At 72.0% G+C, this 13,391-nt stretch carries 14 protein-coding genes; 6 read left to right on the forward strand and 8 right to left on the reverse strand.

The window, feature by feature from the left end; genetic code table 11:
* Nucleotides 1-58: 58 nt before the first annotated feature.
* From ACIO6U_RS33730 to ACIO6U_RS33745, 4 genes are all read right to left on the reverse strand, one after another.
* Nucleotides 59-541: a succinate dehydrogenase hydrophobic membrane anchor subunit gene (locus tag ACIO6U_RS33730; protein ID WP_355336874.1), complete on the reverse strand. Its 483-nt coding sequence runs from the start codon at nt 539-541 to the stop codon at nt 59-61.
* 6 nt (nt 542-547) lie between these two features.
* Nucleotides 548-928 carry a succinate dehydrogenase, cytochrome b556 subunit gene (gene sdhC / locus ACIO6U_RS33735; RefSeq protein WP_188279402.1) on the reverse strand — a complete coding sequence of 127 codons (381 nt, stop codon included), beginning with the start codon at nt 926-928 and terminating at the stop codon, nt 548-550.
* A 49-nt stretch (nt 929-977) separates the two neighbouring features.
* The gene (locus ACIO6U_RS33740; RefSeq protein WP_355336875.1) at nt 978-1,661 is read right to left on the reverse strand and encodes a 2-oxo-4-hydroxy-4-carboxy-5-ureidoimidazoline decarboxylase; all 684 of its coding nucleotides are present in this window, start codon (nt 1,659-1,661) and stop codon (nt 978-980) included.
* Between the two features lie 242 nt (nt 1,662-1,903).
* On the reverse strand, nt 1,904-2,704 hold the full coding sequence (locus ACIO6U_RS33745) for a DUF4253 domain-containing protein (RefSeq protein ID WP_401724964.1): 801 nt from the start codon (nt 2,702-2,704) through the stop codon (nt 1,904-1,906).
* A 185-nt stretch (nt 2,705-2,889) separates the two neighbouring features.
* On the opposite strand from ACIO6U_RS33745, the gene ACIO6U_RS33750 reads away from it, so the two are divergent.
* A complete protein-coding gene (locus ACIO6U_RS33750; RefSeq protein ID WP_317452472.1) occupies nt 2,890-3,510 on the forward strand; it encodes an RNA polymerase sigma factor in 621 nt (206 codons plus the stop codon).
* 272 nt (nt 3,511-3,782) lie between these two features.
* On the opposite strand, the gene ACIO6U_RS33755 is transcribed toward ACIO6U_RS33750, so the two are convergent.
* A complete protein-coding gene (locus ACIO6U_RS33755; RefSeq protein ID WP_355336877.1) occupies nt 3,783-4,409 on the reverse strand; it encodes a L,D-transpeptidase family protein in 627 nt (208 codons plus the stop codon).
* Here ACIO6U_RS33755 and ACIO6U_RS33760 point away from each other — a divergent pair.
* A complete protein-coding gene (locus ACIO6U_RS33760; RefSeq protein ID WP_355336878.1) occupies nt 4,381-4,746 on the forward strand; it encodes a hypothetical protein in 366 nt (121 codons plus the stop codon). The two genes, ACIO6U_RS33755 and ACIO6U_RS33760, sit on opposite strands and share 29 nt — an antisense overlap.
* A 148-nt stretch (nt 4,747-4,894) precedes the next feature.
* On the forward strand, nt 4,895-6,475 hold the full coding sequence (locus tag ACIO6U_RS33765) for a methylmalonyl-CoA mutase family protein (protein WP_355336879.1): 1,581 nt from the start codon (nt 4,895-4,897) through the stop codon (nt 6,473-6,475).
* 48 nt (nt 6,476-6,523) lie between these two features.
* Here ACIO6U_RS33765 and ACIO6U_RS33770 read toward each other — a convergent pair whose 3' ends face one another.
* From ACIO6U_RS33770 to ACIO6U_RS33780, 3 genes are all read right to left on the reverse strand, one after another.
* Nucleotides 6,524-6,688, reverse strand: coding sequence for an SCO1431 family membrane protein (locus ACIO6U_RS33770; RefSeq protein ID WP_355336880.1), 165 nt, complete (start codon nt 6,686-6,688; stop codon nt 6,524-6,526).
* 115 nt (nt 6,689-6,803) lie between these two features.
* On the reverse strand, nt 6,804-8,171 hold the full coding sequence (locus ACIO6U_RS33775) for an alpha-2,8-polysialyltransferase family protein (protein WP_355336881.1): 1,368 nt from the start codon (nt 8,169-8,171) through the stop codon (nt 6,804-6,806).
* Nucleotides 8,171-9,289 carry a glycosyltransferase family 2 protein gene (locus tag ACIO6U_RS33780; RefSeq protein WP_355336882.1) on the reverse strand — a complete coding sequence of 373 codons (1,119 nt, stop codon included), beginning with the start codon at nt 9,287-9,289 and terminating at the stop codon, nt 8,171-8,173. Before ACIO6U_RS33780 ends, ACIO6U_RS33775 begins: the two co-directional genes overlap by 1 nt.
* Before the next feature lie 223 nt (nt 9,290-9,512).
* On the opposite strand from ACIO6U_RS33780, the gene ACIO6U_RS33785 reads away from it, so the two are divergent.
* The 3 genes from ACIO6U_RS33785 to ACIO6U_RS33795 all read left to right on the forward strand — a co-directional run bounded on the left by ACIO6U_RS33785 (nt 9,513) and on the right by ACIO6U_RS33795 (nt 13,297).
* Nucleotides 9,513-10,811, forward strand: a complete 1,299-nt coding sequence (locus ACIO6U_RS33785; RefSeq protein ID WP_391163316.1) for a DUF6716 putative glycosyltransferase — start codon at nt 9,513-9,515, stop codon at nt 10,809-10,811.
* Between the two features lie 145 nt (nt 10,812-10,956).
* Nucleotides 10,957-12,267, forward strand: coding sequence for a cytidylyltransferase domain-containing protein (locus tag ACIO6U_RS33790; protein ID WP_401724970.1), 1,311 nt, complete (start codon nt 10,957-10,959; stop codon nt 12,265-12,267).
* Between the two features lie 88 nt (nt 12,268-12,355).
* Nucleotides 12,356-13,297: an N-acetylneuraminate synthase family protein gene (locus ACIO6U_RS33795; RefSeq protein ID WP_355336885.1), complete on the forward strand. Its 942-nt coding sequence runs from the start codon at nt 12,356-12,358 to the stop codon at nt 13,295-13,297.
* The last annotated feature ends 94 nt before the right edge of the window (nt 13,298-13,391 follow it).

Here is a 13,391-nt window from a genome sequence, read left to right on the forward strand (position 1 = left end):
GCTCAGCGCTTGGCGTCAGCGGCTTCGCGGCTTGGCGGTGATGGCCGTGTCGGCCGCGTTAGCGGATGTTCGGGTCGAAGGTGAAGATCACCAGCGAACCGAGCACGATGGTGAACGCCGTCGCGGTGAACAGCAGCGTCTTCAGCCAGATGCGGGTGTTCGGCCGCTCGGCGTAGTCGTTGATGACGGTCCGCAGGCCGTTGCCGCCGTGCAGCATGGCCAGCCAGAGCATCACCAGGTCCCAGCCCTGCCAGAACGGCGAGGCCCAGCGGCCCGCGACGAACGCGAAGCCGACCTTGGTGACACCGCCGTCGAGCACGAGCTGGATCAGCAGGTGGCCGAGGACCAGGACGACCAGCACCACACCGGACAGCCGCATGAACAGCCAGCCGTACAGCTCGAAGTTGGTGCGGGAGCTGCGCGGGGTCCGCTTGGTGCGGGCGCGCGGCGGCTCGATGACCGGGGCCGGGTTGTCCGGGCTGTACGTGACGCTGGAGCCGGTCAGCTCGACCGCGTCCGCGGGAGTGATTTCGGTGGACATGTGCGGTCAGCTCCCGAACAGGACTCGTGCGGCGTGGCCGAGGACGGGGTAGATCGCGCCGACCATCAGGAGAGCCCACAGGCCGAGCACCGTCCACAGCATCTGCTTCTGGTAACGCGGGCCCTTGGTCCAGTAGTCGACCGCGATGATCCGCAGGCCGTTCAGCGCGTGGAAGAGGATCGCGGCCACGAGGCCGTACTCCAGCAGGCTGACGATGGGGGTCTTGTAGGTCGCGACGACCTTGTCGTAATCCTCGGGGGAGACCCGCACGAGGGCGGTGTCGAGGACATGGACGAACAGGAAGAAGAAGATGAGGACACCGGTGACTCGATGAGCCACCCAGGACCACATGCCTTCCCGGCCGCGGTACAGCGTTCCAGCCGGCACGGAAAAAACCCTCCGGGAGCGGGGCGAGGGGTGCCGGCTTCGGTGTCGGTCACGCCCGGCCGGGTACGGTCCACCGGCCCCGGCCATCGTAGCGACGCGATGTCGGCTCCGGACCGCGGGGTAGGCCAGGTGTGATCGATCCCGCACGGTCGGGTGAACCGGCGGGGGTCTTTCGCGGGCCGGACTCGGCCAGATGCCCACCGGTGTCCGCGAGTCGCAGCAGCCGCGCGCGGCAGATCCGGCGCAGCTGCTCGGCCGTCGCCACCGACTCCTCGTCCTCGTCGTGCCCCAGGCGCTGGCGCAGGCTCGCCAGCGTCAGGTCGAGGGCGGCGGCCGGGTCGTCGGGGTCGTCCAGGTCGGTCAGCGCGATCACGAAGGCGTGGCCGAACTTCGCCTCGTACGCCGCGTTCGCGGCCCGCAGCGCGGTGTGCACGGTCAGGCCGCCGCGGTCGGGCAGCGCGGTGGTGGCCTCGCCCGCCAGCGCCTCGGCAAGATCGCCCGACGTCAGGTCGTACGCCGCCTCGTCGGCCGCGGCGAGCAGCGCCTCGACCGTCGGATACGGCCGGTGCGCGGCCACCCGGCGGGCCCAGCGGTGACTGCCGCAGCAGGTGCGCAGCGCCGCCTCCGCGACCAGGGAGGGGGCCCGGTTGAGCAGATACAGCCCCTCGGGCGGGGTGTCGCTGGACAGCGCTGGGCTCCTGGATCGGGTGGACCGGGGGTACGGAATCGGCACGGCGGTACGACAGGTGCGGATTCGGTACGGCTTCGGCTAGGGAAGGTACGGCAGGGGGAGTGCTCCCACTTTAGGGGCAGCCGGTTCGAACATGTCCGACGGGACCTTGAACTTCACTCGTACGTGAGGCGGCGCGCCCGCCGTTGACGCGCGCCCTGTTGACACGCTCCCGTTGACGCGACCTCCGTTGACGTGAGCCCCGTTGACGCGCCCCCCGTCGGCCCGCCCCGGCCCGGCGCCGCTCAGTCCCACCAGAACGACCACAGCCGCTCCCCGCGCAGCGCCTCGGCGTAGTCCGGGAACGGAAACGTCCCGTCGTTCAGATTCGACGCCCCGGTCAGCACGTGTTCGAGCGCGACGTGCCCGGCGTGCGCGGAGGCCAGCGGCGGCGAGGCCACCGACACGAAGACCGACGAGCCCTCGAAGCCGATCACCCGCGCCCCGAACCGGTCCTCCCACGTACGCAGCAGCGCCGACAGCTCCAGCGCGGGCGCCTCGGTCTCCCAGCCCGCCAGCGCCGGGATGTCGGCGCTGCGTTCGGCGCGGACCAGCGCGATGTGCGCGATGAAACGGGTCGTGAAGTAGTGCAGCATCTGCCCGACGGCCGCGCGCGCCACCGCGTCGGGCGAAGGGCCGGGATGCGGCGGCGAGGCGGCGGCGAGCCCGGGAAAGGCGGTGAACGGCGGCCCCGGGTCGGCCGCCAGCAGCGCCGTCGCGTCGTCCGGCCACACCTCGTCGATCGCCGGGTGCGGCGGAAGCAGCGACCGCGCCTCCTGGTACGTCCCCCACGACTCGCGCAGCGACGCCTCCGCGTCCACCGCGTCGATCTCGGCCGCGCGGTGCCCGAAGCCGTTCGCGCACGGCCACGCCATCAGCACCGGCCGCCAGCCGGTCTCCTCCTGCTGCGCCTGGTAGCGGGCCCACAACCGGCCCGGTGCGACCACGGGTTCGTCGCTCAGCCACAGTCCCGGCGCGGAGCCGGGGACCAGCCGTCCCGGCGGCAGTCCGCCCGGGAGCCCGTCGAGGAGGCGGTCCAATGACATCGGAGGACTCCTCAACGACCGTTCATGAGGGGACTGCGTGGGGGAAGTTGACGACGGCCGGGGGCCGCCTCCCCCCACAGGAGCGTCCCCGGCCGCCGTCTTGTACGGCGTATCCCCGTTCAAAAGTGTCACCGCTCCCATGGTTCAAAAGTGTCAGCGCTCCCACATGAGGCAGGATGGGGCGAGTGTTCGAGGGGGTGGGGCCAGAGGTGGACCTGGAGACCGCGGTAGCCGGGGCGCAGCGCGGGGACGAAGCCGCGTTCCGCGTCGTGTACCGCGCTGTGCAACCGCAGTTGCTGCAATACGTCCGCAGCCTGGTCGGACCGGTGGACGCCGAGGACGTCGCCTCCGAGACCTGGTTGCAGATCGCCCGCGACCTCCCCAACTTCCGCGGCGCGGGCGACTCGGTGCGCGGCTGGGCGGCGCGCATAGCCCGCAACCGCGCGCTCGACCACATCCGTGCCCGCGCCCGGCGGCCCGTCTCCGGCGCGGGGGTCGACGAACTCGTCCAGCTCCCCGACCGGGCCGACACCGCGGGCGAGGCGCTGGACGCCGTCGCCACCGACCGCGCCCTGGCCGCGATAGCCGCCCTGCCGCGCGAGCAGGCCGAGGCCGTCCTGCTCCGCGTCGTCATGGGCCTGGACTCCACCAGCGCCGCCCGCGTCCTCGGCAAGCGCGCCGGGTCCGTCCGGATGGCCACCCACCGCGGCCTGCGCCGCCTGGCCGAACTCCTCGAACACGACGACGACCCGCGCGCCGACGCCGACCACGTCGGCGTGACCTTCTCGACCTCCAAGGCCCTGTGACGCGACCCGCGGGGCTCGGTACGGCGCCGCGCGGGGCGCTTCCGGGACCCGCGGCCCCGGCCGCCGACCCCTCCGACGAATCATGGGACGGCCGGGGCGGGTGCGGCCAGGTGACACTTCCGGGTGCCGGTGCGCTGTAGGAAGTGGACCGACTGGTCATCGGTCCTGCGGACCCCGGTTCTCCCCGTATCGGGGTCCGTGCAAAGGGCGCGGCCGGGCGCATTCCCCCTGCCCGGCCGCGCCCGTCACCACACGGATCGACGCTGCCCGCGTCACCAGTAGACGACGACCTTGTCACCCACCTTGACCTGGTCGAACAGCGCGGAGACCGCCGCCTTGTCCCGTACGTTCACACAGCCGTGCGAGGCGCCCGCGTAGCCGCGGGCCGCGAAGTCCGAGGAGTAGTGCACGGCCTGGCCGCCGCTGAAGAACATCGCGTACGGCATCGCCGTGTTGTAGAGCGTCGAGACGTGGTCGCGGCTCTTGAAGGTGACGTGGAAGAGCCCCTCGCGCGTCGGGGTGTACTGCGACCCGAAGCGGACGTCCATGGTGGCCCTGACCTTGCCGTCGACCACCCACGACAGCGTGCGAGTGGTCTTGCTCACACACATGGCGCGGCCGGTCATGCAGCGCGGGTCGAGCTTGCCCGCGGGCTTGGGCGGCGCGACCGGGTACAGCTCCTTGTGGGTCGGGGCGTGGGTCAGCGAGCGCAGCTTCGTCCAGGTGTCCTGGGTGACGCGGCCGGTGATGGCCAGGCCGTGCCGCTCCTGGAAGTCGCTCACCGAGTGCTGGGTGACGGTGCCGTAGTAGCCGGTGGGGGACTGGCTGAAGAGGTGGAGCTGGGCGAGCCTGGCCTGGAGTTCGCGGACCTTGGCGCTGGTCGAGCCGGTGGCGATCACGGCGGGGACGACGGGCGGCGCGGTCGTGGCCGGAGCCGTCGGCGAGGCCGGTGCGGTCGTGGTGGGCGCGGCCGACGTCGTCGGGGGCGCGGTGGTGGCCGGTGGCTCCGACGACGGCTGCGCGGTCGTCGCGGTCGGCGACGGCGCGGCCGAGGTGGCCGGCGGCCTGTCCTTGCCCGAGGCCCCGGTGTCCTGCGGTCCGCAGCCCGCCAGCACGGCCGTCGAGAGCGCCGCCGTCACGACCGCCGCGGCCACCGCCAGCGGCGATCTGCTGCCCGTCCCCGTCATCGTCCTCATCCCCTGCGTCCCCCCGCTCGTACTTCCTGTTCTTCCCTAGACATCGATTCCCGGCCGTGCGGTTGCGCGAACCGCGGGGAAGACTGTGAGGAAGGTCCCAGGCCGCCGCGGTGCACCGCACGCAGGGCCGCCGCTACAGTCCGTTACGCCAGCCACACAGCCATTCAGCAGCACACGGAGGCGTGAAGATGACACGCGAGTCGGAGTCGGGACTGCCGATCGAGCCCGTTTACGGGCCGGGCGTGTTGGAGGGCTGGGATCCCGCGGCCGAGCTGGGGGAGCCGGGCGCGTTCCCGTTCACCCGCGGTGTGTACCCGTCGATGTACACCGGCCGTCCCTGGACGATGCGGCAGTACGCGGGCTTCGGCACGGCGGCGGAGTCCAACACCCGCTACAAGGGCCTGATCGCCAACGGCACGATGGGCCTGTCGGTCGCCTTCGACCTGCCCACCCAGATGGGCCACGACTCCGACGCGGTGATCGCGCACGGTGAGGTCGGCAAGGTCGGTGTGGCGATCGACTCGGTCGAGGACATGAAGGTCCTCTTCGACGGCATCCCGCTGGACCGTGTGTCGACGTCGATGACGATCAACGCGCCCGCCGCGCTCCTGCTGCTGATGTACCAGCTCGTCGCCGAGGAACAGGGCATCGAGGCGTCCGCGCTGACCGGCACGGTGCAGAACGACGTGCTGAAGGAGTACATCGCGCGGGGCACGTACATCTTCCCGCCCAAGCCGTCCCTGCGGCTGATCGCGGACATCTTCGGATACTGCCGGACCGAGATCCCGAAGTGGAACACCATCTCGATCTCCGGCTATCACATGGCGGAGGCCGGTGCCTCGCCCGCGCAGGAGATCGCGTTCACCCTCGCCGACGGCATCGAGTACGTGCGCACCGCCGTCGCCGCCGGGATGGACGTGGACGATTTCGCGCCCCGCCTGTCGTTCTTCTTCGTCGCCCGCACCACGATCCTGGAAGAGGTCGCGAAATTCCGGGCCGCCCGGCGCATCTGGGCGCGGGTGATGCGCGAGGAGTTCGGGGCGAAGAACCCGAAGTCGCTGATGCTGCGCTTCCACACCCAGACCGCCGGTGTGCAGCTCACCGCGCAGCAGCCCGAGGTCAATCTCGTACGGGTGGCCGTCCAGGGCCTGGCGGCGGTGCTGGGCGGCACGCAGTCGCTGCACACCAACTCCTTCGACGAGGCCATCGCGCTGCCCACCGACAAGTCCGCCCGGCTCGCACTGCGCACCCAGCAGGTGCTGGCGTACGAGACGGACGTGACCGCGACCGTCGACCCCTTCGCCGGGTCGTACGTGGTGGAGAAGCTGACCGACGACGTCGAGGCCGCCGCGCTGGCGCTGATGGCGAAGGTCGAGGACCTCGGCGGCGCGGTCGCGGCGATCGAGAACGGCTTCCAGAAGTCGGAGATCGAGCGCAGCGCGTACCGGATCGCGCTCCAGACGGACTCCGGCGAGCGCGTGGTGGTCGGCGTGAACCGCTACCAGCTCGACGAGGAGGAGCCGTACGAGCCGCTGCGCGTCGACCCGGCCATCGAGGCCCAGCAGGCCGCCCGGCTGGCGGCCCTGCGCGCGGGCCGCGACCAGGACGCCGTGGACGCGGCGCTGGCGGCCCTGCAGAAGGCCGCGCAGGGCACCGACAACGTCCTCTACCCGATGAAGGAGGCGCTGCGGGCCCGCGCCACCGTCGGGGAGGTCTGCAACGCGCTGCGGGAGATCTGGGGCACGTACGTCCCCACGGACGCCTTCTGATCCGCGCCCGGGCCCGCTGACACCGTCACGCGGGCCCCGGGAGCGCCGTCAGAGCAGGTGGATCTGCGTGATCAGCATCGCCACCAGCACGGTGAGCGTCCAGCCCAGCACCTGCTCCATGAGGTGCTTGCGGTCCTTGGGCCCGCCCGTGCCGGTGCCGGGCTCGGTGTGCGGGCGGGGTGCGGCGAAGTCGCTCACGGTGTCGGTCCTCATCGTGTGGGTGTACGGCCCCTCAGGCCGGTGCGGCCCCCGGAAGTCCTCCACGATGCGCCGTCCGACGCCGCCGGTAAAGGGGCGAATGCCCCACCGGCGGCGATCGTGAGGGATGTCACCCCATGGTCGCCTTCTTCAGGGCGCGCGCCCTGCGGGCCACCCTGCGGACCGTCCGATTGCGCGGCACGAACGCCAGCCGGGCCGGTACCGCGCCCGGCAGCCCGAGCGAGGTCAGCCGCCGCCGCTTGAAGTACGGCCAGGTCGCCGCGCTCAGATGACCCGTCAGATACGCCTCCGCCCCGGCCCGCAGCTTCGGGTACGCCTTCGGCTGCATGCAGAAGCCCACCGCGTGCAGCAGCGGCGTCAGCTCCGCCGCCACCCGCTCGGGCGACGGCGACGACCAGGACCGTACGGCCGAGGCGTCCGCCAGGTCCGGCAGCAGCGCGTGCACGATCGTCACGGGCACCCGGTTGCTGTTCTGGTACGGCGACAGGCGCTCCAGCAGCAGCTTGGTGCCGGTACGGGCCACCGGGATGCCGTACAGCGCCGACGCGGTCAGCAGCGCGGTGGAGAAGCAGCCGACGACCAGCGCGGGGCGGGCCCGCTGGTAGACCACCTCGGCCAGCACCGGCGTGTTGAGCACCGTCAGCCTCGCGCCCAGCCGCTCGGCCTCGGCGCGCAGCGGCTCCGTCCAGTGCGCGGGCGCCGTGGGGTGCGGCTTGAAGACGATCGCGCGGTGCCCGAGGGCGGCGGCGCCGCGCACCATCGACAGGTGCAGCTCCTCCTCCTCGGCCACGGAGAGGATGCCGAGCGCCGACAGGTACTGGCCCAGCAGCAGCGCCGCGCCCTCCGGCACGTCCGCCAGATGCTCCTCGGCGAGGTCGGCGGAGCCCTCCGCGACCTCGGAGAGCACCTTGGTGAAGCCCTCGGTCGGCACCACCTGCGGCTCCACGCCGTGCTCGGAGAGCAGCAGCGGACGCAGCCCCGGCACCAGGTCCAGGTGGTAGAGCCGGTCGATCCGGGTGTCGACCAGCAGCCCCAGCTTGTTGCGGGTCGGGCCGTACGACATCAGGCCGTCCGCGTACACGCTGATCGGGGCGCCGGTGAAGACCTGCACGAAGGAGAGCGCGGGCGCGACCTGGAGGGACTCGACGATCAGCTCCACCGCGTCGTCGCCCAGGCTCCACAGCATCCGCAGATGCCGCTCCCACAGCGGCACGTCGTCCGGGCGCGGGACCCAGCCGCCCGGGTGCAGCGGCGTGATCGTCTCGTTCCACGACACGATGCGGTCGAAGCGGTCGCGCAGCACCTCGAAGCCGGGGGCCTGGTCGAGCCCCGGATTGGTCTCGGGCACCGACGCGTTGTTGCTGACCACCAGGATGCGGCGGTCGGCGGGCGGGAACGACCCGGAGTCCAGGCCGGCGGCCAGCGTGGCGGCGCCGTACAGCGTGGAGGCCATGAAGAGCTGAGTGGTACGTGCCATCACGCGACCGCCGATCCGTTGTCCGTGGCGTCCGGATCGTCGTCGTCCTCGGGCTTCGCGGCGCCCGCCCCCGCTCCGGCGGCCGGGGAGGCGGAGGCCGCGGTGCGCCGTGCGGCGGGCGACAGCTCCGGGTAAGGATCGGCGTCCAGGCCGTCGGTCCTTACCGGCACCCGCCAGCGCAGGCGGCGGATCTTCACACTGCGCTCCAGGTCCATCGAGTCCAGCGCGTCGGTGAGCACGTCGTGCGGCAGCCGGTTCAGCGCGGCGGCGCTGATCGCCTTGAGCTTGCGGGCCAGCACGGGCTCGAAGCGGTCGATGTTGTCGAGGTGGTGGGCGATGATCGCGCAGTAGGTGCGGACCGCCTTGGGCAGGAACAGCTCCGCGTCCCGGTCCGCGGTGATCTCCGCGATGACCTGGTCGAAGGAGCGGACGAAGTCGAGCTGCCGGATGTCACCGATCTGGGTGAGCGAACTGGCCACGCCGCGCCGGTAGTAGACGCCCAGCAGGCCGAGCACCGCGCAGGACTTCGCCTCGCGGTGCAGCCGCCAGATCCACGGCCGGTCCTCGGCGGTGCGCAGGTGCTCGGGGAAGTGCAGCAGCCCCTCGTCCACGATCCGCCGGTGGTAGGCGCCCGCCCAGGAGTACGGGTAGTCGACCAGCGTCGGGCGGTCGGCGGGCAGGATCGTCGCGCGCGGGTCGAGCCGCTGACCGCGGCGGCCGTACGGCGCCCGGATGATGTTGCGGGTGCTGCCGGTGCACTGCACATGGTCGGTGCGGATGAAGTCGACGTCCAACTCCTCCATCGCCCGCACCAGTTGCGGCAGATAGCCCGGGGCCATCCAGTCGTCGCCGTCGAGGAACGTCAGATACGTCCCCCTGGCCGCGTCGATGCCCGCGTTGCGCAGGCTCGCCACCCCGGTGTGGTCACGCCGGATGATCCGTGCGCCGGGCAGCGAGCCGACCCCTTGCTCCAGAAGCTCCGGAGTCCGGTCGGTCGACCCGTCGTCCATCAGCAGGAACTCGAAATCCGAGCGTGCATTGGCACGGAGACTGCGCAGCGCGTCGGGCACGAATTGCTGCACATTGAAAAAGGGCACGATAACGGTGAGCTTGACCACCCGCCGTACCTTAGGGCGTTTGCCTGTCCTTTTGCTTTGCGTCGAGCGTACATCTGGGTAAACGACAGATGTCGGAGCGGTGAAGCAGGCCCCGCACGGGCTCTTCTGCCGTTCGGAGAACGCCTGGCCTCTCCACGGCAGACGGCTAAGTGGCGGCTCTATGTTTACCTGTTGTTGGTCGCCAATTAGCACGATGAACTCAACGGCTTCCTATGGTCTTGCCGTGCCAAAACGTAAGCCCGGCCCATTGCGGGTCACTGTGATCGCCGACTCGGACACCCGGTGGAAGTGGGGTGCGCTGACCGCGCGCCGGATCGACCCCGAGGCCCGACTCGACGCGCGGCTGCTGCGCGGCCGGGCCACCCCCACCCCCCGCCAACTGGCGGAACTCGGTATCCCGGCCGACTCCATGGAGGAGGCGACCGCCGCCGAGATGCTGGCCGACATCGACGAGGAGAGCTGCGACGTGGTCGTCATCTCCTGCGTCGGCGGCACCGTCCAGGCGCTCCTGCACGGCTTCGCGCGCGCCTGGGAAGGCCGCCCGCAGCGACCGCTGGTCGTCACCGGATACGTCGGCGTCGTATACGAGAAGCTCGCCGACGGTCTGCTGCTGCGCGCCGGGGCCGATGTCGTCCTCGCCAACAGCGCCGACGACGCACGGCGGTTCAGGGACGTGTACGAAGGCGTCGGCTACCGCACCACGAGCATCGTCGAGACCGCGCTGCCGTTCCTCGGCGGCGAGCCGTACCGGCCCGACGACCAGCGGCCGTTCACCGTCACCTTCGCCGTGCAGCCGTCCGCGCCCGAGGGCCGGGCCGACCGGACGCACCTGCTGCGCCGCACTGTCGACCACGCGCGGCGGCACACCGAGCGCGAGGTGCTGGTCAAGCTGCGCAGCAAGCCCGGCGAGCACACCACGCACATCGAGGAACACCCGTACCAGAAGCTGGTCGCCGCCCTCGATCCGCCGGACAACCTCCAGTTGGTCTACGGCAACATGGCCGACGTCCTGGACCGTACGGACCTGCTGGTCACGGTCAGTTCGACCGCCGCGCTCGAATCGCTGCACCGGGGCATCCCGACCGCGATCCTCACCGACCTCGGCATCCGCGAATCGCTCGGCAACCACCACTTCCTCGGCTCCGGCTGCTTCGCCTCCTGGGACGAACTGGACGACGGCCACGTGCCGCACGCCCACCCCGACTGGACCGCGGCCCACGGCGTCGCCGCCCTCGCGCCCTTCGCCGCCCTGCGCGCCCGCGTCCAGGCACTGCTCGCCGAACCCGAACTGCCGCGGATCACGCCGTACTACACGCTGCGCACCGCCCCCGGTTACCTCCCCGGCGTCCTCGCCCGCCACGGCCTCGACCCCAAGGGCGAACCCGTCGGCGGCCTCGCCCCGCGCGACCCCGGCCCCGTCCGCCGCGCGGTCCGCGACTTCGTCCGCAACTCCGCCCGCACCGCCTACCGCCAGGGCGTCCAGCGCGTCGCCCCCACCATCCGCCGCTGGGGCCAGCTGTGACGGCCCGCACGCGATTCCCGGCCGAGCGCGCGGTTCCCCGCGCCCCTGGAGCGGCCGTCCTCCGCATACGCGGCGAAAGCACAGAGCCCCTCGCGGGAGCGGGGCGCCGGGGCCGCCGGGCCCGAAAGACGACAGGAGTCACCCGATGAGCGACCGATCCACCACCCCGGCCGGAAGCGTCCTTGCCGTCATCCCCGCGCGCGGGGGGTCCAAGGGGGTGCCGGGGAAGAACCTGGCGCCGGTGGGCGGGGTGCCGCTGGTGGCGCGGGCGGTGGCGGCCTGCGTCGAGGCCGGGCGGGTGACCGCGGTCGTCGTCTCCACCGACGACCCCTCCATCGCCGAGGTCGCGCGCGCCGCGGGCGCCGAAGTCGTCCTGCGCCCGGCGGCGATCGCGGGCGACACCGCGACCAGCGAGGCCGCGGTGCTGCACGCGATGGACGCCCATGAGGCGATGAGCGGCGCGGCCACCGACGTCGTCCTGCTCGTCCAGTGCACCAGCCCGTTCATCACCGCGGAGGAGGTCGACGGCGTCGCCGCCGCGGTGCTGGACGGCGGCGCGGACACCGCCCACACCGTCGCCCCCTTCCACGGCTTCATATGGCGCGAGGCCGGGGACGCGGCGGCGGCCGACACGTCGCACGAGTCCGTGAACGGGACCGCGGAAGCCCCATCGGGCAGGACGGCCGCCGTCACCGCACCCGCCTCCGCCGTCACCGCGCCCGCCGCCGGGGGCGCCGTCGGCGTCAACCACGACAAGGCCACCCGGCCGCGCCGCCAGGACCGGCCGCAGGACCTGCTGGAGACCGGCACCGCGTACGCGATGCGCGCCGACGGCTTCCGCGCCGCGAACCACCGCTTCTTCGGCAGGACCGCGCTGGTGCGCACCGACCCGGCCCGCGTGCTGGAGATCGACGAACCCGCCGACCTCGAACGGGCCCGCGCCCTCGCCCCGCTGCTCGACCCGCGCACGACGACCCCCGGCTGGGGCGACGTCGACGCGGTCGTCCTCGACTTCGACGGCACCCAGACCGACGACCGGGTGCTGATCGACGCCGACGGGCACGAGTCGGTCACCGTGCACCGCGGTGACGGCCTCGGCGTCGCGGCCCTGCGTCGCGCCGGAATGCCCGTCCTCATCCTGTCCACCGAGACCAACCCGGTCGTCGCCGCACGGGCCCGCAAGCTCAAGGTCCCCGTGCTGCACGGCATCGACCGCAAGGACCTCGCCCTCAAGCAATGGTGCGAGGAGAACGGCATCGCGCCCGAGCGGGTGCTCTACGCGGGCAACGACGTCAACGACCTGCCGTGCTTCGGCCTGGTCGGCTGGCCCGTCGCCGTCGCCGGTGCCCACGACGTGGTGCGCGCCTCGGCCCGCGCCATCACCACCGCCCAGGGCGGTCACGGCGCGATCAGAGAGATCGCCGCCTGGCTGCTGGGCCCCACTCTCGCCCGCTGACAAGCAGCCGCCGGCGACCGCCGACCCCGGCCCCGCCGGCGGCACACATCCATCCCCCCGACAGTCCCAACCCGTAAGGAACACCCTCGTGACCACATCCATCCCCGCAAACCTCCGCCGCGTCGGCTCCCGCCACATCGGCAACGGACAGCCCGTCTACGTCACCGGCGAGATCGGCATCAACCACAACGGCGACCTGGAGAACGCGTTCGCACTGATCGACGCGGCCGTCGCCGCGGGCTGCGACGCGGTCAAGTTCCAGAAGCGCACCCCGGAGATCTGCACCCCGCGCGACCAGTGGGAGATCGAGCGCGACACCCCCTGGGGCCGTATGACGTACATCGACTACCGGCACCGCGTCGAGTTCGACGAGGCCGGCTACCGGTCGATCGACGAGTACTGCCGCAAGCGCGGCATCGACTGGTTCGCCTCCCCGTGGGACGTCGAGTCCGTCGCCTTCCTGGAGAAGTTCGACGTGCCCGCCCACAAGGTGGCCTCCGCCTGCCTGACCGACGACGACCTGCTGCGCGCCCTGCGCGGCACCGGCCGCACCGTGATCCTGTCCACCGGCATGTCCACGCCGAAGCAGATCCGGCACGCGGTCGAGGTGCTCGGCAGCGACAACATCGTGCTGTGCCACGCCACGTCGACGTACCCGGCCAAGCACGAAGAGCTGAACCTGCGCATGATCAACACCCTCCAGTCCGAGTACCCGAACGTGCCCGTCGGCTACTCCGGCCACGAGGTCGGCCTCCAGACCACGCTCGCCGCGGTCGCGCTCGGCGCCGTCTTCGTCGAGCGGCACATCACCCTCGACCGCGCCATGTGGGGCTCCGACCAGGCCGCCTCGGTCGAGTCGACCGGCCTGGAGCGCCTGGTGCGCGACATCCGGATCATCGAGACCTCCCTCGGCGACGGCGTCAAGAAGGTCTACGAGGGCGAGCTCGGCCCGATGAAGAAGCTGCGCCGCGTCGCGGGCGTCGTCGCCGAGTCCGAGGCCGCGGGCGTCGAGGCACCCGCCGCCGTCTGACCCCGGAAGGGCGGCGGGGATCACTGACCAGGACCGGCGGGACCGCGGGACCTTCGGGTCTCCCGGTCCCGCGCACAATCGCAGAGGAAAAGGG

This window comes from Streptomyces sp. NPDC087422 (assembly GCF_044744145.1).
Lineage (GTDB): Bacteria > Actinomycetota > Actinomycetes > Streptomycetales > Streptomycetaceae > Actinacidiphila.

Bases quoted from the DNA above. Each gene is read 5' to 3' on its own strand.
- ACIO6U_RS33730 (WP_355336874.1), bottom strand. From the start codon at position 541: ATGTCCACCGAAATCACTCCCGCGGACGCGGTCGAGCTGACCGGCTCC.
- ACIO6U_RS33745 (WP_401724964.1), bottom strand. From the start codon at position 2,704: ATGTCATTGGACCGCCTCCTCGACGGGCTCCCGGGCGGACTGCCGCCG.
- ACIO6U_RS33765 (WP_355336879.1), top strand. From the start codon at position 4,895: ATGACACGCGAGTCGGAGTCGGGACTGCCGATCGAGCCCGTTTACGGG.
- ACIO6U_RS33770 (WP_355336880.1), bottom strand. From the start codon at position 6,688: ATGAGGACCGACACCGTGAGCGACTTCGCCGCACCCCGCCCGCACACC.
- ACIO6U_RS33775 (WP_355336881.1), bottom strand. From the start codon at position 8,171: ATGGCACGTACCACTCAGCTCTTCATGGCCTCCACGCTGTACGGCGCC.
- ACIO6U_RS33790 (WP_401724970.1), top strand. From the start codon at position 10,957: ATGAGCGACCGATCCACCACCCCGGCCGGAAGCGTCCTTGCCGTCATC.